The sequence below is a fragment of the Microbispora bryophytorum genome (genome assembly GCF_006874465.1).
Lineage (GTDB): Bacteria > Actinomycetota > Actinomycetes > Streptosporangiales > Streptosporangiaceae > Microbispora > Microbispora bryophytorum.
The window spans coordinates 146,332-163,146 of sequence record NZ_VIRL01000004.1 but is presented as its reverse complement, the minus strand read 5'-3'; the positions used below and the strand labels follow the sequence as shown (position 1 = coordinate 163,146).

Genomic DNA, 16,815 nt, shown 5'->3' with positions numbered 1-16,815 from the left:
TGCTAGCCGAGGCGGGCCAGCGTCGTCGTCATCAGGTCCTTGACCTTCTCCTCGGTGTCGGACCGCTCGCCCACCTTCTTGATCTGGGTGTAGCCGACGTAGAGGACCGCGTTCGCCTTCTGTACCACGACCGTGATCAGGTCGTCATAGGTGTCCGAGCCCAGGCCCGCCGGCGGGGTGTGCACGAGGTGCTGGGCGAACCCCCGCCACCCGTTCAGTTCCAGCGGCCGGCTGCTGGTCTTGTAGTCGCCCACGATGGACGGCGGCCCGCCGAGGATGGTGAACGTCGCCGGGCACTTGGCCGACTCGGCCGTCACGGCGTCCATCGCGTTACCGGCGAGCGTGGTGCTCTCGAAGACCACCGCGCCCTGGGTGACGACCGGGAGGGTCTGCGGCCCCACCTTCGGCGGGGCGACGATGAACCGGCCGGTCGGGTTCCCGCCCACCGGCTCGATCGCCGGTTCCACCGGAACCTTGACGTCGTCGGAACGCTGGACGTACGGGCAGGTGGGAATGCTGTTCGGGGGCGTGTAGATGGTGTGCGAGGCGTGATCGTTGTCCTCGAACGCGGCCGCGCCCTTGCCCAGGTCGGCGGCGCTGACGAAGCCGGAGCGAATGGTTTCGACGGTGTAGGGCGGCTTGGTCGCCGGCTCCGGCGTCCCGCCGGAGCACCCCGCCAGGACAACGGCGGCGATCGCGCCGGCGGCGGCCAGGGCCGCCCGCGGCCCGGGGGCCTTGCGGTCAGCGCCTCGCATATGTGTCACCAGCCTTTCAATGTGCGGTGAACGGGACACGTACGCGTGTCTCGTCGAAGTCAGAAACGCGGATGTCCAGCCGCAGCGCCCACTCCCCGGGGTAGGGGATGGACATCGAGCCCGCGACGTAGTGGCCGGGTTCGGCTGCCGTCACCGTGACGGGCAGAGCCGGTACGGCGCGGTCCCGCGATTCGAGCGCACCGGAGATCTCGGGCACCGGGACCAGCGTGCCGTCCCGCCCGATCAGGTAGATGTCGGCCGTGTTGCCGCCCGGTCTCGCCGGTTCGATCTTCACCTGGATCGACCCGCCGCGCAGTCCGCCGTACGGGCCGGACGCGGTCGCGGCGGCGGGGAACGGGACCGTGGCGTCCACGGGCGGCGCGTAGCTGGTGCGGGCCGGGGCCGTCCCGACCAGGACGGCGGTGATGGACACGACGACGAGCCCGAGCACGACCTCACCGGCGACCGAGCGGCGCAGCCCGCGCAGCGCGGCGCCGGGGTCCCGGGGGGCAGCAGGGGCAGCAGGGGCAGCGGGGGCAGCGGCGGCACGGCGGGCACGGTCGCGCCGCTGTACGAACCGCCGCGCTCCGGAGGCGAGCGCCAGCACGCCGAGCACGACGGCGAGCTTGCCAAGCAGCAGCCGCCCGAAGTCGGTTCCGCCGAGTGCGCCCCACGTCCCCACCTGCCGCCATGACAGGTACAGGCCGGTGCCCGCGATCACCGCGAAGCAGAGCAGCGCGAGCTGGGAGAACCTGGGGAGCGCGGGCTCCAGAGAAAGCAGCGCGGGGCCCCGCTTGGCGGCCGGGGCGAGCACGCAGACCGCAAGTGCGACCAGGCCGCCCAGCCACAGCGCCATGGCGAGCAGGTGCAGGCTGGTCGCCGGGACGGCCAGCCAGATCTGCGTTCCGCTCTGCGCGTGGTCCGCTAGCGTCCAGGTCAGCGTCATGGCGACGGCGCCGGCGGCGGCGACCGCGGGCAGCACGATCCTCCGGGCGGCGCCAGCCGGCTCGGGACCGGCCAATATGGGACCGGCCGGCTCGGGACCGGCGGCGGGCGAGGGGCGGCCCACCGCGATCAGGAAGACCACGCCGAGGACGACCACGAGCACCAGCCGGGCCAGCAGCGCGTAGCCCAGCCGGGTGGACAGCGTCGCGCCCAGTAGGCCGGGGTCGAACACCGTGATCAGCGACCTGCCGTCGGCGTACGGCCCCTGGACGAGCAGCACCACGGCGGTGCCGGCGGCCAGCGCGGCGAACCCCGACCAGACGACCCGCCGGCCGCGCCGGTCGTCGCGGCCGGCGGGCCAGAGCGCGGCCACGAACATCCCGCCGCCGAGGGCGAGGGCCACTCCGAGGTACGCCATGGCGCGGCCGGCCGCGGCGACGACGGGGACCACGGGGTCGGTGTCCTGCTCCACCGGGGCGGCCGTCGCGCTCGGGTGGCCGACGCTGAAGCTGAACGCGCCCGACACCACATGCGAGTCCACGGACGTGACCCGCCAGGACACCACGTAGGTTCCCTCGGCCAGGTTCCGGGGCAGGCTCGCCCGCGCCGTGTCGGTCTTGCCGTCCGCGTACTCCCCGGCGCCGATCGCCAGCTCCTTGCCCGTGGGATCGAGCAACTGGATGGACCGCCCGCCCAGGCTCACCGCCTCGTCGAAGCGGAGCCGGACCTCGGCCGGGGGCGAGGCCAGCACCTGGCCGTCGACCGGCGAGCTCTCCTGGAGGTAGGCGTGCGCGTACGCCGGGGCCGTTTCGGAGAAAAGGCCCACGACCAGGCCGCCGGCCGCCAGGAACACGATCGCCACGAGCCGCGCGACCAGCCGGGCCCGGGGAGGCATCGCACAGGGCACGGCGGCGGGCACGGCGGCGGTCGTCCCCCGCGTGACATGTCGGCGTCGCACCGTCAACCTTCCACTCCGTCAGGGCGGAGCCGGCCCGAGCGGGGACTTCCCGCCCCGGGCCGGCTCCGGCTCCGACGGTTACTTGTCGCAGGAGTTCCAGCAGATCTTGTCGTCCGGCGCGCCCGCGAGCTTGCCGTCGAACCGCAGCACGTCGACGCCCCGGTTGTAGTCCGCGACGTAGACCAGGCCGTTGTGCCAGTAGGCGGCCGACGCCGAGCCGGCGGTCACACCCGTGCCGGACGGAACGCGGAAGTAGCCGACCTGGGTGGGCTTGGTCGGGTCGGACACGTCGAGGAACCGGGTGCCCTGGCCGTACCAGCCGATGGCCACGATGTTGCCGTTCACCGTGAACCAGTGGGCGGAGCAGCTGCCGCTGGTGGCCGACCCCTCCTTGCCCCACGGCGACCAGTGGCTGACCAGGTTGAGCCGGACCGGCTTCTCCGGCGTGGACTTCCAGCCCTCGCCGTCGTAGCTGCCCTTCAACGAAACGATCTTGAACTCGCCCGCCTGCGAGCAGGTGGTGATGTTCTCGTTGGTGACGTAGACCAGCTCGCCCTTGTCGAAGGAGCCGAGCTTCTCCGTGTTGTGGTACGCGTTGTGGTCGAAGTAGTCGAAGAATTCGGTGCCCTGCGGGTTGGTCGGCACGGCCGTGCCACCCGCGTACGGGATCGGGTCGTACGCCGTCGCCACCCGCTTGGTCTTCCGCACCGGGTCGTAGTGGTTGCCCTTGGTCCAGTAACCGCGGACGCCGCCCTCGCCGGAGACCCAGGCGACGCCGTTCTTGTCGACGTCGACACTGTGCACGTAGTCGGTGACGCCGTCGAATCGGCCGAGGTCGAGCGCCAGGTCCAGGGTCTTCGGGTGCTTGGGGTCACGGATGTCGGTCACCCGGATCGGCACGCCCTTCCAGGACGGGTCCTGGCCCGGCGTACCGGTGTTGGCCGGTCCGACCGACCACAGGTAGGAGCAGTCGTTGATGCAGGTGGCCGTGTGTCCGGCCGGGACCGGCTGGAAGACGACGACCTTCGGCTTCCAAGGGTCCTTCACGTCGACGATGTAGACGCCCGACTGGCCGGTCGAGACGGTGCCGCCGAAGCCCCGCGGGTCCCTGCTGAGGAAGACCAGCTTGCGCTTCGGGTCGACGGTCATGTTCTCGCCTTCCCAGAACCTGTCCTGGGTGTCCCCCGGCTGACGGAGCTGGGCCGCCGTGACGGTGGAGACCAGCGCCGGGTGCTCGGGATCCTTCAGCGACCAGACGGCGAGGCCGCCGGTGCCGTTGGCGAACATGAAGTCGTAGCCGTACTTGTCGTAGCCGATGAAGTTGAGCCCTGAATAGCCGCTCACGCCTTTGACGTTGTCCACGAACGTGACGTTGCTCTTGACGGCGGTCGTCGGGACGTTGTGCACGTCATCCAGGATCGGTCCGCCGTGGGCGGAGTTGTCGGACGGGCCCGGAGGGGGCGGCGGGTCGGCGAACGCCGGGCCGGCTCCGGGGATCTGCAGCGCCGCCGCTGTTAACAGGGCGGCAGCGGCCGCTACGAGAGGCTTCACTCTCACAAACCCTCCTTGAGGGGCAGCGAAGCGGACGTAAGCCGCATCGCCGAAGATCGACAGCAAAATGACTCTAATCACTACGAGAGTGGATGTCAGTAGTCAAAGGTTTCAAAAGGGTATCTATCGGAACTCAGTAAATCCCTGGTTTCGGACAGACCGTATCGCCCAATCCATCGAAATTGTCTACACGATGGCAGTCGCGGGACTCGACGTCCACGCCGCCGCCGTCACGGACGTGTCGGCCTGCCCGGCCCTCACCCTGCGCGGCGGCATACGGCCGCAGCTCCACGACCCAGCCCAGGACCGGGGGCCGGACGGGTCAGGCCCCGGGCGGAGCGCAGGGGAGTTCGACCGTGGCGAGCGTCCCGCCGCCCGGCGCGTTCTCGATCGCGACCCGGCCCCCGATGTCCCGTACGGCCCGCTCCACGATCGACAGGCCAAGGCCGGAGCCGGGCAGGCTGCGCGCCGACGGCGAGCGCCAGAACCCCCTCGAAGACACGTGGCAGCTCGTCCTACTCCGTCCCATGGGGCGGGGTGACGGCCCGAGGGCGGGGCCCGCCGGTCAGACGATCGGGGGGCGCCCCGCGCGGGTGAGCCGCGCCACGGTGGCCCAGGACATGGGACGGCGCTGCCCGTGCCCGCCCTTCAGTCCCTCGCGCAGCCCCCGGAACCAGACCGCGAGGTTCGCCCGGGAGCGAATCCGGGCGACGCTGACCACGATCCAGACGGCCAGATAGACGGGAATGAGCGGGGCGGGCAGCCGGCGGTAGGCGAGCCACACGCGGTTGCGCGCGACGAGGCGGTAGAAGGGTGCGTGCCTCGCGGGGTCGGTGGCGGGATGGTGGATGACGACGTCCGGCGCGTAGTAACCGGTGCGTCCGAGGTCCCAGAGCCGCCAGCTCAGGTCGATGCCCTCGTGGAAGAGGAAGAAGTGGCCCGGCCAGCCCCCGGCCTCCTCGTAGTCGGCGCGGCGGATGAGGACGACGCCTTCGGCCATTACGGTGATGGTGCCCGGCCGGGTGGCCGTCCCGGCGCGCAGGCGGGGCACCCATCGGCGCAGCGTGACCCCGGTGCCGGGGTCGGCGATGCGCGGCTGGATGTAGGCCGCCCCCGGGTGACGGCGGGCGACGGCGATGAGCCGGGCGAGGGTGTCGGTGGCAGGCAGGACGGCGTCGTTGTCGAGGAAGAAGACGAACTCGCCGGCGTCCGCCCCGGCGAGGGCGTCAGAGCCGGCGTTCCGCCCGGCGGGAATGCCCTCGTTGACGGGCAGGACCACCGTACGGACCCCGGGGGGCACGTGATCAGGCTGTACGCCGTTGCCGACGATGACCACACGCAGATCGACGTCCCGCTGCGCCAGGAGGGATTCCATCGCCCGTTCGAACGGCTCGGGCCGGTCGTTCATGGTGAGCACCACCACGTCGACGGTGGCCTTCGGGCTGGTCATCCTGTCGCGTCTCCTGGACGGGCTCGGCGCTGATGGAGCGAGCGGGATCTGGTCATCCGCCGTTCCCGTCGCGTTAACCCACCACCCTAGTGGTCGTCACCTGCGGATCCGGGGCCGATCGCGGACGTCCGGGCGGCAACAGCCCCGCCGGACCTCGGCGTCCACGCGTCCGAGTCCGCCCACGCCCCCACGCCGTACGACACCGAGCGCGCTTTCTGAAGCGGCCGGCGATTGTCTGATAGCGCTCTTACGGTGACACACCACGTCACCCCACCTTCCAGGAGCACATCGACAAGCTCCGGTCCTGGGGAGTCGACGTGCTCTCCGGCCCGGACGTCTATCCGCCGCACGAGCCGGGAACCGGCAGCCGCTACCTCCACCTCTCCCCCTGGGAAGGGGCCCTGGACTGCCTCGACCGCCGACAGCTGGTCCTGCCCACTCGGACAAGTCTCCTCGGCGGCCGACTCGTCACCCAAGGCATGATCGTGATGTGCTCACCATTCAGAGAACTCCGACGGCCAGGAGATACGTCTTCTTCGACGTTGACGGCACTCTGATCGATGCCCTGGACAACCAGCGGCGAGTCTGGGCAGCGTGGGCGATGCGGTTCGGCTTGGATCCCGAGGAGGTCTACCGCGTCGCGCTGCGGACGCGCCCGATGGAGACCTTCGCCGTCGTCGCGCCGGACCGGGATCCGCGCGCATGCCTGGCCGTGCTGCACGAGCTGGAGGACCAGGACGTGCGGTCTGGCGTCTACAAGGCTTTCGACGGCGCATCGGAGCTGTTGAACGGCCTGCCGCCGGGCTCATGGGCGCTGGTGACCTCCAACTACGCTCATCGGGTTCGCGGACGCTTCGCCCGCACCCGGCTGCCCGTACCAGCGGTGATTGTGGACGCGGCGGCGGTCGAGCACGGCAAGCCGTCCCCTGCCCCCTATCTGCTGGCCGCCGAGTGCGTCGGCGCCGCACCTGCACAGTGCCTTGTCGTAGAGGACGCTCCTCCCGGCGTACAGGCCGGACTCCGGGCCGGGATGACCGTGTGGAACGTCAACGTGCCCGTCGCGGTCGCTGGCGCGCACCAGCACTTCACGGACCTACGGGATGCGGCAGACGACATTCTGGCCTTCGTCTCCGGTAGTTGACGTAAGCCTCGGCGGCCTCAGTCCATATGAGATTCCCGAACTGCTCGGTGACCGTTCCGCAGAGCGCCACACCTGACACACTCAGTGTCACCGCATGCTCGCATTGTGTACCAATCTCTTGGAATCGTCCAAGTCGGTCATGCAGGTGGGATGCCAGAACTACCGCCTGCATGAAGCGGACCCGCCAGCGATGCCCTACATCGCCGACGGGTCCTTGATCAGGATGGTGGTCCTGACCCATGACACACGATAGGGCTGTCGCCGTCGCCCCTCCGGTGTTCGCCGGGTGGCGGATCATGCGGAGCGACGCCGGGCGGTTGTGGGCGACGCGTGAGCGGCCCTTCCCTGTGGCCGTGGAGGAGGCGGGCGCGCACCGAACGGTCGACGCCGACGACCTGGCGGAGCTGTGCCAGGCGATCGCCGCGCAGGAGAGCATCGCCGAGGGGACGCCCCGATGACGCGTCCGCCGCGGCGCTCGGCGTGTGGGTGGCGGGGAGACCGATCCGGGCGCGCAGCTCGGGATCGTATTCGGCGATAAACCGGGTGATCTTAGCCAGGGAGGCGGGGCAGTGATCAGTTTCGATGTGACCTTCTACACGATCGCAGACCCTCTGTTCCAGATGACCATTCCGGCTTGGGAAGGCTATGAGCCGGACACGGCCGATCAGGTGGACGCCACGATCACCTTTCCCGACGGCTCCCGGCGATACGCGACCTTCATGACCTTGGATGTGGTCCAGAAGATCATGGATAAGGACACGCACCGGAGAGTCCCTTGGCGGAAGGTACTTCTGGTGCTCCGACCTGATCATCATCAGGGACGTCGGCTTCGAGGAGATGGCGGCTGCGATTCGTGACCTGGTGGAGTCAGTGCGCCAGGCCCCGCCGATCGCAATCAACCGAACGACGGCATCGCAACGCACATCGAACGCCTCAGGGTCCCTGTCAGCGCGGTCATGGCAGTACGGCAGCGCCGTGGGTTGACTCAGTATCACGGACACCCGTGATCAGGGGTTCACCCCCGGAAAGCCCCGCCGAAACGAAATCCGACGGGTCTTTCGCAACTTGCCACTGTGCAAGGACGAAGGGCGTGGCAGGAGTACCGAAGTGGCCGATGCGGGCGGGCACCCAGCGGGAGCGCACAGTGGCCGCCGGCCTGGACTGGCCGATTCTTACCAGCCTAATCGCCCCACTTGGATCCGTTCACTAGTCATTATGCCAGCATCATGGAATAACACACAAGAGCCCCTGCGATGAAACCCAGTCCTGGTCGAGGAAACGCCCTGTGATTCTTCCTATAATGATCAGAAATTGCTCCAGGTCCGATACCGGCATCGTGTTGTCGTTTGATGAGTTCGTCCGATAGGCCTCATACTCGGCCTCGTCAAAGATGCTTCTGTACTCGCCGTCGTGGGTGTAGATCGGCTCATCAAGTTCCTCGATTTCGCCGACGTATGAAAGTTCAAACACGCGCTGGCCATGGCGGCTGAGCTCCTCCGCGGACGACGACTGCCCGCCACTGAGGAGAAGGACATGGGACCAGCCGGGTGCATGTGACGTGATCCAAACCCGCTGCGCAGAGCCCACAGGATCGTATGACCTCATAGCGGTTTGAAAGTCGCAGGTTTCTATCGTCTCCGCCGGAAAGTGCAGACGCTGGGCCGCCTCGCGACCATCCTCGATGCTGACCCATTGGGCGCCGAACCAACTGTCGAGCCCGTGCGCCACCAGAAGACGTTGTTGGTTTTCGGCCGGGAAAAGATCCATAAGTTATCCGGTTTCCGTTGCGTGGGAGTCCGAAGGGAGGGTGACGAGAGCGGGCATGATGCCTCTCGTCACCTTTTTGGAACTTCCTTCTCGTCGGATTTCAGGACTCAATGAATGAGCACCCAGAAAGAGTTGCCTTCGTCAACTCGATATTCTGTGTACCATGTTTTAATTCTGGCGCCCTGCAGTCGGTTGTGGTTTTTATCCAGGGCTCGCAAAGAGTAGTTACCCTGGCCAATCGCGCGCTAATTGCATGACGATCAAGAATGTGACCTCGTGGAGGACTACCAGCGAGCGCTGATCGGCCGCATGGTCGGATCGGACCACAGCCACTACCTACGGCCAGAAATCATGCGCTGGCCTTGGCGATCACCCCGGAGCCGGAGCGCCCCCACCAAAGGCTTTATCTATGGCTCCTCGGCTACAGCTGGTGCGGTGACCGCTAACGTTCACGGGGTTCAGTTGTAGCTCGACCAGCCTTCTAGCATTGCCGGATGATCGAGCTTCAAGAGGACAGGGAGATCGCCTGCCCGGCCGCGCTGGTGTGGGCGATCGTCGCTGACTACGGCCAGGATCCACACTGGCGGAAGGGCGTCAAGACGATGGCGCCGCGCCCCGAAGGCATCGTCCAGGTGGGCACGACCACTGCTGAGGTGATGCGGTTCGTGGGCCGGACCTATCGCAACGGCGGCGAGGTCATCCAGGTTGAGCCGGGTCGTTCGTTTGCCTGGCGCACCACCTCGGGGATCGACGCCGAGGGCGGCAGGTTGGTCGAGCCGCTCGGCGAGGACCAGTGCCGCTTCACCTTCCACGTGCGCGTCACCCCGCGCGTGACCTCCGAGAAGTTGCTGGAGCCAGCGCTGAGATGGTTGCTGCGGCGGTCGATCCGCGCCGACATTCGCCGATTGGCTGGCCTTGTGCTTCTTGACCCCGAGGTCACCCGTTGCAGGGCTGCTGGGGACAATCAGCTATTCATGTCGCGTAATCACCCGATCCGGTGAACGTTGCGGTCACCGCACTAGCCGTAGAGATGCTGGCGGACTGTGGTGTCGTTCTCCAGGATGTGATCGATGGTCTCCCAATAGTCGGATAGCCAGGGATGAGCGAGGGCTTCCTCGCGAGTCAGCTTGCGGCCGTAGAACGGTTCATCGGGTGCGACCGCGGCGCCTTTCACCAGAGAGCAGGCTGGGGCGGGCTGCCCTTCCACGGGACCGACGCGACATCCGAAAGTGACGCGGTTTGGGCCAGGGCGGCTGACGGGTTCGTCCGGCGCCCAGGCGTCGTCGATGATGACGTCGATCCAGGCTTCGTGGATTTCGTTGTGGTGGTAACAGGATGCGTAGTAGATCGCATAGGCGCCGTCGTCGTTGTTGATGAACCCGTTTACGCGATCGTAGGGGGTCTGGCAACAGTCGCAGACGCCGGTTCGGATGTTCCTGTCCGGATCGATTCGCAGTTCCACGCTGGCATTATGGGGCGACTTGGAGGGGGTCGCCGGCGGGGTGCTTGGGATCAACAGATGCTGGGCGCGGCCCGAGCTGCTGGCGGCCGGGACCGGTCCCCGGGCCGCATGCCCGGCCGCCGAGCGGGCCCTCACCGCGATCACCGGCCTGGACCATCCCGTCGCCGAGCCGACCCCCGAGCAGTACGCCGCGGCGATGGACCGCTGGAACACGGGGTGCCGTCAAGAAACGGCACCTCATTGATCGACCGGTGCGACCGGGTTTGGCTCTGGGATGCGGCGGACCAAGGAGCCGCGATGGACCACCGGGACCGACAACATCGGTAAATCAGACTCGGCGCGTCCCCGCACGGGCGAAGTTCGGTTCCGCCAGTCGTGGTCCGGCTCCAGCGCCTCGCGGTAGCGCACCGGCCACTTCTCGACGACGCGCTGCCCCCACACCCGGCGCCGCATATCGAACAGGTCGAGGTTCACCGCGTCTCCGTACGTCGCCGCGCGGCCCGGCCGGGCGTCCCGGCTGATGCCGGCTACACCTGTGAAGTTTCAGGATGCGTGCGAGAGCGATGAGGGCGCGGCTCTGGCAGTTCTGACGCTCTCGTCGAGCCACGCGCGGCAGGGACATGCCCTCAGGCGTGCCCCATCAGGTGCGGCCACCCAGGTGCGGCCAGGCGCGGCCACTCAGGTGCGGCCGAGAACGGCCATGGCGGCGTTGTGACCGGGGATGCCGCTGACGCCGCCGCCGCGCCGGGCGCCCGCGCCACACAGCAGCACCCGCTCGTGCGCCGTCTCCACGCCCCACTGAGCAGGCCGCGCCCCGTGACCGCCCTCCTCGCCCTCCTCGCCGTACGGCCAGGACAGGTCGTGGTGGAAGATGTGGCCGCCGGGCAGGCCCGCCTCCCGCTCCAGGTCGAGGGGGGTCTTGGCCTCCAGGCAGGGCTCGCCCGAGGGCGCGCGCAGCAGGCAGTCCTCGATGGGCTCGGCGAGCACGGAATCGATCGAGGCGAGCGTGCGGGCCAGCGCCTCCCGCTTTGCCGACGGGTCCGTGAAAAGGCGCGCCGGCATGTGCAGGCCGAACAGCGTCATCGTGTGCGCCCCCGCCTCCCGCAGCCGCGGGCCGAGGATCGAGGGGTCGGTGAGCGAGTGGCAGTAGACCTCGGCGGGCGGCAGGTCCGGCACCTTCCCCGCGGCGGCCTGCGCGTACGCCGCGGCGAGCTGGTCGCGGCTCTCGTTGATGTGGAAGGTGCCGCTGAACGCCTCGGCGGGGTCCACGGCGGGGTCCGGCAGCCGGGGCAGCCGCGACAGCACCATGTTGATTTTGAGCTGGGCGCCCTCGGGCCGCTCGGGCGTCTCCCCGAGCAGCCGGGCGAGCACGGCGGGCGGCAGGTTGGCCAGCACCTTCCCCGCGGTCACCGCGTGCTGCGCGCCGTCGTCGAACGTGACCTCTCCCGTGTCCGGGTCGACGGCCAGGACCTCGGCGCCGGTGCGGATCTCGGCGCCGTGCCGCCGCGCGGCCTCGGCGAGCTCGGCCGTCACCGCGCCCATGCCCCCGACCGGGACGTTCCAGTCGCCCGTGCCGTCGCCGATCACGTGGTAGAGGAAACACCGGTTGGCCAGCAGGTCGGTGGCCGTGTCGGCGAAGGTGCCGATCAGGGCGTCGGTGAGGACGACCCCGCGAACCGTGTCGTCGGCGAACCGCTCGTCCACGACCTCGCCGATCGGCCGTTCGAACAGGTCGCGCCACGCCTCGTCGTCCCCCACGACCTCGCGCAGGGCCGTACGGCCGCGCAGCGGTTCGAGCAGCGTCGGCGCGACCTGCCGGGCCACGTGGGCGGTCATCCCGTAGAACCGCTCCCAGGCCGCCAGGTCGTGCCGTCCCCCCGTCACCGCCTCGAAGGACGCGGCGGTGCGCGCGGCGTCCTCGTTGTCCACGAGCAGGCCGGTGTCGCCGGCCGGGGTGTAGGAGGCGAAGCGGCGGCGGCGCAGGTCGAGGCGCAGCCCCAGATCCTTCACGATCTTCGTGGGCAGCAGGCTGACCAGGTAGGAGTAGCGCGACAGCCGCGCGTCCACGCCGGGGAACGCGCGAGCCGACACCGCGAGGCCGCCGACGTGGCCGAGGCGTTCCAGGACCAGCACGCTGCGCCCCGCCCGGGCGAGGTAGGCCGCGGCGACGAGGCCGTTGTGCCCGGCGCCGGCGATGACGACGTCGTAGTGCGAGCGTGGCATGGCGCGTTCTCCCGGGTCGTACGTAGCGTCGGTGTCGCAGTCGTGTGCGGGCCGGACACGGGTCGCGGCGGCGGGCGTGGGAGGGTCTCAGAGCGGGTGACGGGAGGAATGACGGCGGGCGTGCCTGGGCGGACGCCCGCAACTTATCGCAAGATGCCCCGCAAGACTCGGGCAGAATATGCCGAAGCGGACAATCTTCCGCTGGTACGAAAGTAGTCGAGCGATCCGGAGGAGCGCGCCGCCGAGCTGGACTGAGGAGCGAGCGGGGAGCATGGGACGAGCGACCCCGAGCGACCCCAAGCGACGAGGGAAGCCCTGATGGCGCACCTTGGGCACGCCCAGGCGGATGTGAGCGCCCCGACGGTGAGCGGGAAACAGGAGAGACATGCGCGTTTCCGATGAGGTCGCCGAGGCGCTGGCCACCGGCCGTCCGGTCGTCGCCCTGGAGTCCACCATCATCTCCCACGGGCTCCCCCAGCCCCGCAACCTCCAGGTCGCTCTCGAACTGGAGGACATCGTCCGGCAGGCGGGGGCCGTGCCGGCGACGGTGGCGGTGCTGGACGGCGTCCCCCGGGTGGGCCTGGACAAGGAAGAGCTGGAGCGCATCGCGACCGAGCAGGGCCTGCGCAAGCTCGGCTTCCGCGACCTCGCCCCGGCCGCCGCGCTCGGGCTGAGCGGCGCCACGACCGTCTCGGGCACCTCGTTCCTGGCCGCCCGCGCGGGCGTGCGGGTGTTCGCCACCGGGGGTCTCGGCGGCGTCCACCGCGGCTGGACCACGGTGCAGGACGAGTCGGCCGACATCGACACCCTCAGCCGCACCAGGATCACGGTCGTGTGCGCCGGGGTGAAGTCGATCCTCGACGTGCCCGCGACGCTCCAGCGGCTGGAGACCAAGCAGGTCACCGTCGTCGGCTACCGGACCGACGAGTTCCCCGGCTTCTACCTGCACAGCTCCGGTGAGCCGGTTGACTGGCGCGTCGAGACGCCGCGGGAGGCCGCCGGCATCATGCGGGCGCAGGACGCGCTCGGCGGGCTGGACACCGCGCTGATCGTGGCGAACCCGCTTCCGGCCGATCTCCAGCTCGACCCCGACCTGCACGACCGGGTGCTCGCGGAGGGCCTGCGCGCCGCCGAGGAGCGCGGGGTCACCGGGCAGGCCATCACCCCGTTCCTGCTGGAATACCTCGTCGAGGGCACGGGTGGCGCGTCGCTGGAGGCCAACCTCGCGGCCGTACGCGGCAACACCCGCCTGGCCGGGGAGATCGCGGCCGCCTGGGCGGCCGGATGAGCGGTCTGCTGGTGATCGGCGACGTGGTCACCGACGTCGTCGCGCTGCACGACGGTCCCGCGGCCACCGGCACCGACACGCCCGCCGACATCGCGTTGCGTCCGGGCGGCTCGGGGGCGAACACCGCCTCCTGGGCCGCCCGGCTCGGCGCCGACACCCGCCTGCTCGCGCGGGCGGGGTACGACACCGGCGAGTGGCACGTGGCCCAGCTGGCCAAAGCCGGGGTCCGGCCGCACCTGAGGATCGACCCGGAACGGCCCTCGGCCGTCGTGATCGCCATGGTCGACTCCACCGGGGAGCGGTCCATGCTCACCAACCGCGGGGCGAGCGGTCACATCGGAGTCGGCGACTGGACACCCGATCTGCTCGACGGGGTCGGGCACCTGCACCTGTCGGCGTACACGATGTTCGCCGAGCCGGGGCTGGAGCTCGCGCGGCTCGCCATGCGCGAGGCCGCCGAGCGCGATATCCCCATCAGCGTCGATCCGGCCTCCTGCGGGCCGCTGCGCGCCTTCGGCACCGAGCGGTTCCTCCGTGAGACCGCCCCGGCGAGCGTCGTGATCCCCAACCTGGACGAGGCGCTGCTGCTCGCGGACGCCGCGGATCCCGATGCCTCGGCCCGCACGCTCAGCGCCCACTACGGCACGGCGGTGGTCAAGCTGGGGGCCGGCGGTGCCCTGCTGGCCCGCGATGGCCGTATAGTCGCCAGAGCGGCCGCGCCCCCGGTGGATGTGGTCGACTCGACGGGCGCGGGAGACGCGTTCGCCGCGGGGTTCCTGGTCGCCTGGATGGCCGGGAGCACCCCCGAGGAAGCCCTCCGCAAGGGGTGTGAGGCGGGCATGGCGGCGGTCGCGCAGGTCGGCGCCCGGCCGGACCCTGGGAACTTTACCCTATTGACACCAATTGCTGGTTTGCGGCGTAAGCTGCACCATTAGCAACATGCGTCACTCTCGGGAGGGTGCGGTCATACCGATGGACGCCGAGTCAACGATCTGCCTGAGCGACCTGGTCCCGGCCCTGCGCTGGAGCCGTCCTCAGCAGGTGGCCGAGATGCTGGCCGACCCGCGCCTGCCCGGCGGCTGGTGGGCATCCGTCGGGATCGGCCGCGCGATACGGGCGACCGGCGTTGACTGGCTCTGCGAGCGGCTCGCCCGCCTCGCCGTCGGCCGTTGGGATCACCTGCCCCTCACCGACCTGCTCCCGGCGCTCCAGGTGCACACCGTGGACCCGGCCATGCCCGGCTGGCCCGATCCCGTACGCGCGGTGGTCAACCACCTCGGCGGGTGGTATCGGCTGCGCCGTCTGACGCCGTGCGATCTCCAGGCTCCGGCCGCCCCCGCCTCGCCCGAGGTCCTCCTGACCACGGTGTTCCGGGAGGTGTTCGGCCGCCTGGAAAGCCAGCTGGCGTCCGGGCTGTCCGCTCCGGCCCTCGCGGGAGGAGAGGCGGCGCCCCAACCACAGGTCCAGCCACAGGCACAGGTCCCGGCGCAGGCCGGGCCGGCCTCCGGGCCTGCATCGCAGGCCGCGCCGGGGACGACGTCGCGGCCGTTCCCCCAGGCCGCGCCCGGAACGGCATCACAGCCGTTCCCGCAGCCCGCCGCCCCCGGAACCACCTCGCAGCCCTTCCCCCAGGCCGGACCCTCCTCTCAGCCGTTCCCCCAGGCCGCCGCCCCCGGAACCACCTCGCAGCCGTTCGCCCGGCCGACCGCACCGTCCGCACCGCCGGCCGCACCGCCGACCACACCGCCGACCACACCGCCGGCCGCACCGCCGCCCGGGCAGGCCGCTCAGGCACCCGCCACGCAGGGGCAGGCGCCCGGCCGGCCGGGGCAGGGCACACCGGCCCAGGCACCGTCTCCGGCACCGGCACCGTCGCCCGCCGCGCCGGCGCCTGTCTCGGGGCCGGTCAAACCCGCCACCCAGCCCTTCACCCGGCAGTCCGGGACCTCGCCCTCGCAGCCCGCGGCCGCCCCCGCCCAGCCGGCGCCCGAGGCGGCACGGGAACGGCCGCCGACCGACCTCAGCGCGCACCCGATGGTCGCGGTGGTCGAAGGCCTGTTCCGCGGCTGGGATCCGCTCGTCAGGGCGGTCGCCGCCGAGCGGCTCTTCGCCGCCGAGCCGGTGAGCCTTCGCACGCTGGCCCACAACCTCAACGTGGACCGCGAGCTACTCTCCCAGGCCCAGCGCACGGCCGAGGAGCGGGTGCTGCTGTGGCTGCGCTCCCCCGACTCCGCGCCGCTCACCGGCCATCTGTTCGGGCTCACCGAGTGGCTGGGCGCCGCGGCCACCCAGGAACAGCTCATCGCGGCGGACCCGTCCCACCCCGTCGAGGTCCCGGCCCTCGACACGCCGCTGTGGCGGGTGCTGGTGACGCTCATGCCCGACCGCCGCCTGCAGGACGGCTGGCTCGTGGTCGGCGACCTGGCGGGGCTGCGGGAGAAGACCCGCCAACTGCTGGCGAGCAAGCCCGCGGACGCCGACGTCGTGGAGCTGCTCGGCCAACTCGGCATCCGCGCCCACTCCGCCAAGGCATGGCTGGACTCCATGCCGCGGCCGGGTTCCCCGTCCGAACCCGGCTCCCTGCCCACCCGGCACGGCCCCGACCCGACGGCGAAGCCCGCACCGCTCCCCCGCCGTACGCCGGGCGCGAACGGGCACCATCACGGCCGCGGCGGGATCCCGATCCCCTCGCAGGCCAACAACGGGCCCGACGCCGCCACCGCGCTCGCCGCGCTCACCGCGCTCACGAGCGGCAACGTGAACGGCACCCCGAACGGGAATCCCAACGGAAACCCGGGCGGCAACCTGAACGGCACCGCGAACGGGAACCTGGCGGGCGGCAGCTTCTCGGGGGGCGTGCCCCGGCCGCATCTGGTGCCGAACCCCCGCCCGACGTCCAGCCCTGCCTCCGACCCGCGCCGCTGGCAGCGGATCGACGTCACCAGCGGCCATCTGCGCGGCGAGCCTGTGGCGGTCCCCGAGGGGTACGCCGCCCAGCTCGGCATGCGCCCCGGGACGCTGCTGTCGGTCACCGGCCCGGGCGACAACGCCGTCGTGCTGGTGTGGCGCGACCGGCAGCCGGTGTTCGACTCGCTCCAGCCGGTTCTGATGCGGCTGAACGCGCGGCCCGGCGACTCGGTCTACGTGACCGTGGACGGCTACCGCCTGGACGCCCAGCTCACCTCGGCCGTCTGACGGCACCGCGCGCGAGCGGCCGACGGCGGGGCGGGCGCGGGATCTCGTCCAGCCCGCGAGGGCGGGGGTCCCCCGCCCTC

17 protein-coding genes are annotated in these 16,815 nt (G+C 70.5%); 8 read left to right on the top strand and 9 right to left on the bottom strand.

Features of this window, described 5'->3' with window-relative positions; all coding sequences use genetic code 11:
* Positions 1-2: 2 nt before the first annotated feature.
* From FLX07_RS10965 to FLX07_RS10945, 5 genes are all read right to left on the bottom strand, one after another.
* Positions 3-755 carry a hypothetical protein gene (locus FLX07_RS10965; protein WP_142570273.1) on the bottom strand — a complete coding sequence of 251 codons (753 nt, stop codon included), beginning with the start codon at positions 753-755 and terminating at the stop codon, positions 3-5.
* Between the two features lie 16 nt (positions 756-771).
* Complete coding sequence (locus FLX07_RS10960) at positions 772-2,658, bottom strand: copper resistance CopC/CopD family protein (RefSeq protein WP_142570270.1); 1,887 nt, start codon at positions 2,656-2,658, stop codon at positions 772-774.
* A 78-nt stretch (positions 2,659-2,736) separates the two neighbouring features.
* Positions 2,737-4,209 carry an LVIVD repeat-containing protein gene (locus FLX07_RS10955; protein ID WP_142570268.1) on the bottom strand — a complete coding sequence of 491 codons (1,473 nt, stop codon included), beginning with the start codon at positions 4,207-4,209 and terminating at the stop codon, positions 2,737-2,739.
* A 322-nt stretch (positions 4,210-4,531) separates the two neighbouring features.
* On the bottom strand, positions 4,532-4,711 hold the full coding sequence (locus FLX07_RS38350; protein WP_280116549.1) for an ATP-binding protein: 180 nt from the start codon (positions 4,709-4,711) through the stop codon (positions 4,532-4,534).
* Positions 4,712-4,774: 63 nt separating this feature from the next.
* Complete coding sequence (locus FLX07_RS10945; protein ID WP_142570264.1) at positions 4,775-5,659, bottom strand: glycosyltransferase family 2 protein; 885 nt, start codon at positions 5,657-5,659, stop codon at positions 4,775-4,777.
* Between the two features lie 490 nt (positions 5,660-6,149).
* On the opposite strand from FLX07_RS10945, the gene FLX07_RS10940 reads away from it, so the two are divergent.
* From FLX07_RS10940 to FLX07_RS10930, 3 genes are all read left to right on the top strand, one after another.
* Entirely contained in the window at positions 6,150-6,800 is a 651-nt protein-coding gene (locus tag FLX07_RS10940) for an HAD family hydrolase (protein WP_142570262.1), read from the top strand.
* Positions 6,801-7,039: 239 nt separating this feature from the next.
* Positions 7,040-7,258: a hypothetical protein gene (locus tag FLX07_RS10935; RefSeq protein WP_142570260.1), complete on the top strand. Its 219-nt coding sequence runs from the start codon at positions 7,040-7,042 to the stop codon at positions 7,256-7,258.
* A 111-nt stretch (positions 7,259-7,369) separates the two neighbouring features.
* Entirely contained in the window at positions 7,370-7,657 is a 288-nt protein-coding gene (locus FLX07_RS10930) for a hypothetical protein (RefSeq protein ID WP_142570258.1), read from the top strand.
* Between the two features lie 367 nt (positions 7,658-8,024).
* Here the strand turns inward: FLX07_RS10930 and FLX07_RS10925 are convergent, their stop codons facing one another.
* Entirely contained in the window at positions 8,025-8,567 is a 543-nt protein-coding gene (locus FLX07_RS10925; protein WP_142570256.1) for a hypothetical protein, read from the bottom strand.
* Between the two features lie 494 nt (positions 8,568-9,061).
* Here FLX07_RS10925 and FLX07_RS10915 point away from each other — a divergent pair, with 494 nt between their 5' ends.
* A complete protein-coding gene (locus tag FLX07_RS10915) occupies positions 9,062-9,568 on the top strand; it encodes an SRPBCC family protein (RefSeq protein WP_142570254.1) in 507 nt (168 codons plus the stop codon).
* Between the two features lie 17 nt (positions 9,569-9,585).
* Here the strand turns inward: FLX07_RS10915 and FLX07_RS10910 are convergent, their stop codons facing one another.
* Complete coding sequence (locus FLX07_RS10910; protein ID WP_142570252.1) at positions 9,586-10,029, bottom strand: hypothetical protein; 444 nt, start codon at positions 10,027-10,029, stop codon at positions 9,586-9,588.
* 19 nt (positions 10,030-10,048) lie between these two features.
* On the opposite strand from FLX07_RS10910, the gene FLX07_RS10905 reads away from it, so the two are divergent.
* Positions 10,049-10,273, top strand: coding sequence for a hypothetical protein (locus tag FLX07_RS10905; RefSeq protein ID WP_142570250.1), 225 nt, complete (start codon positions 10,049-10,051; stop codon positions 10,271-10,273).
* On the opposite strand, the gene FLX07_RS36980 is transcribed toward FLX07_RS10905, so the two are convergent.
* Together FLX07_RS36980 and FLX07_RS10895 are read right to left on the bottom strand one after the other, a co-directional pair.
* Positions 10,267-10,503: a hypothetical protein gene (locus FLX07_RS36980; protein ID WP_208762155.1), complete on the bottom strand. Its 237-nt coding sequence runs from the start codon at positions 10,501-10,503 to the stop codon at positions 10,267-10,269. The genes FLX07_RS10905 and FLX07_RS36980 overlap by 7 nt on opposite strands.
* A 204-nt stretch (positions 10,504-10,707) precedes the next feature.
* Complete coding sequence (locus FLX07_RS10895; protein WP_142570248.1) at positions 10,708-12,252, bottom strand: phytoene desaturase family protein; 1,545 nt, start codon at positions 12,250-12,252, stop codon at positions 10,708-10,710.
* A 385-nt stretch (positions 12,253-12,637) separates the two neighbouring features.
* Between FLX07_RS10895 and FLX07_RS10890 the strand changes: the two genes are divergently transcribed.
* Genes FLX07_RS10890 through FLX07_RS10880 form a run of 3 tightly spaced genes read left to right on the top strand, consistent with a single transcriptional unit; the run spans position 12,638 to position 16,735 of the window.
* Positions 12,638-13,540: a pseudouridine-5'-phosphate glycosidase gene (locus tag FLX07_RS10890; protein ID WP_142570245.1), complete on the top strand. Its 903-nt coding sequence runs from the start codon at positions 12,638-12,640 to the stop codon at positions 13,538-13,540.
* Positions 13,537-14,475 (top strand): carbohydrate kinase family protein, encoded by a 939-nt coding sequence (locus FLX07_RS10885; protein WP_142570243.1) that lies wholly within the window; start codon positions 13,537-13,539, stop codon positions 14,473-14,475. The genes FLX07_RS10890 and FLX07_RS10885 overlap by 4 nt, the downstream gene beginning before the upstream one ends.
* A 37-nt stretch (positions 14,476-14,512) precedes the next feature.
* Complete coding sequence (locus tag FLX07_RS10880; protein ID WP_142570241.1) at positions 14,513-16,735, top strand: hypothetical protein; 2,223 nt, start codon at positions 14,513-14,515, stop codon at positions 16,733-16,735.
* The last annotated feature ends 80 nt before the right edge of the window (positions 16,736-16,815 follow it).

Coding starts and splice junctions, on each gene's coding strand:
- FLX07_RS10965 (WP_142570273.1), bottom strand. CDS start 755: ATGCGAGGCGCTGACCGCAAGGCCCCCGGGCCGCGGGCGGCCCTGGCC.
- FLX07_RS10945 (WP_142570264.1), bottom strand. CDS start 5,659: ATGACCAGCCCGAAGGCCACCGTCGACGTGGTGGTGCTCACCATGAAC.
- FLX07_RS10935 (WP_142570260.1), top strand. CDS start 7,040: ATGACACACGATAGGGCTGTCGCCGTCGCCCCTCCGGTGTTCGCCGGG.
- FLX07_RS10925 (WP_142570256.1), bottom strand. CDS start 8,567: ATGGATCTTTTCCCGGCCGAAAACCAACAACGTCTTCTGGTGGCGCAC.
- FLX07_RS10915 (WP_142570254.1), top strand. CDS start 9,062: ATGATCGAGCTTCAAGAGGACAGGGAGATCGCCTGCCCGGCCGCGCTG.
- FLX07_RS10895 (WP_142570248.1), bottom strand. CDS start 12,252: ATGCCACGCTCGCACTACGACGTCGTCATCGCCGGCGCCGGGCACAAC.
- FLX07_RS10890 (WP_142570245.1), top strand. CDS start 12,638: ATGCGCGTTTCCGATGAGGTCGCCGAGGCGCTGGCCACCGGCCGTCCG.
- FLX07_RS10885 (WP_142570243.1), top strand. CDS start 13,537: ATGAGCGGTCTGCTGGTGATCGGCGACGTGGTCACCGACGTCGTCGCG.
- FLX07_RS10880 (WP_142570241.1), top strand. CDS start 14,513: ATGGACGCCGAGTCAACGATCTGCCTGAGCGACCTGGTCCCGGCCCTG.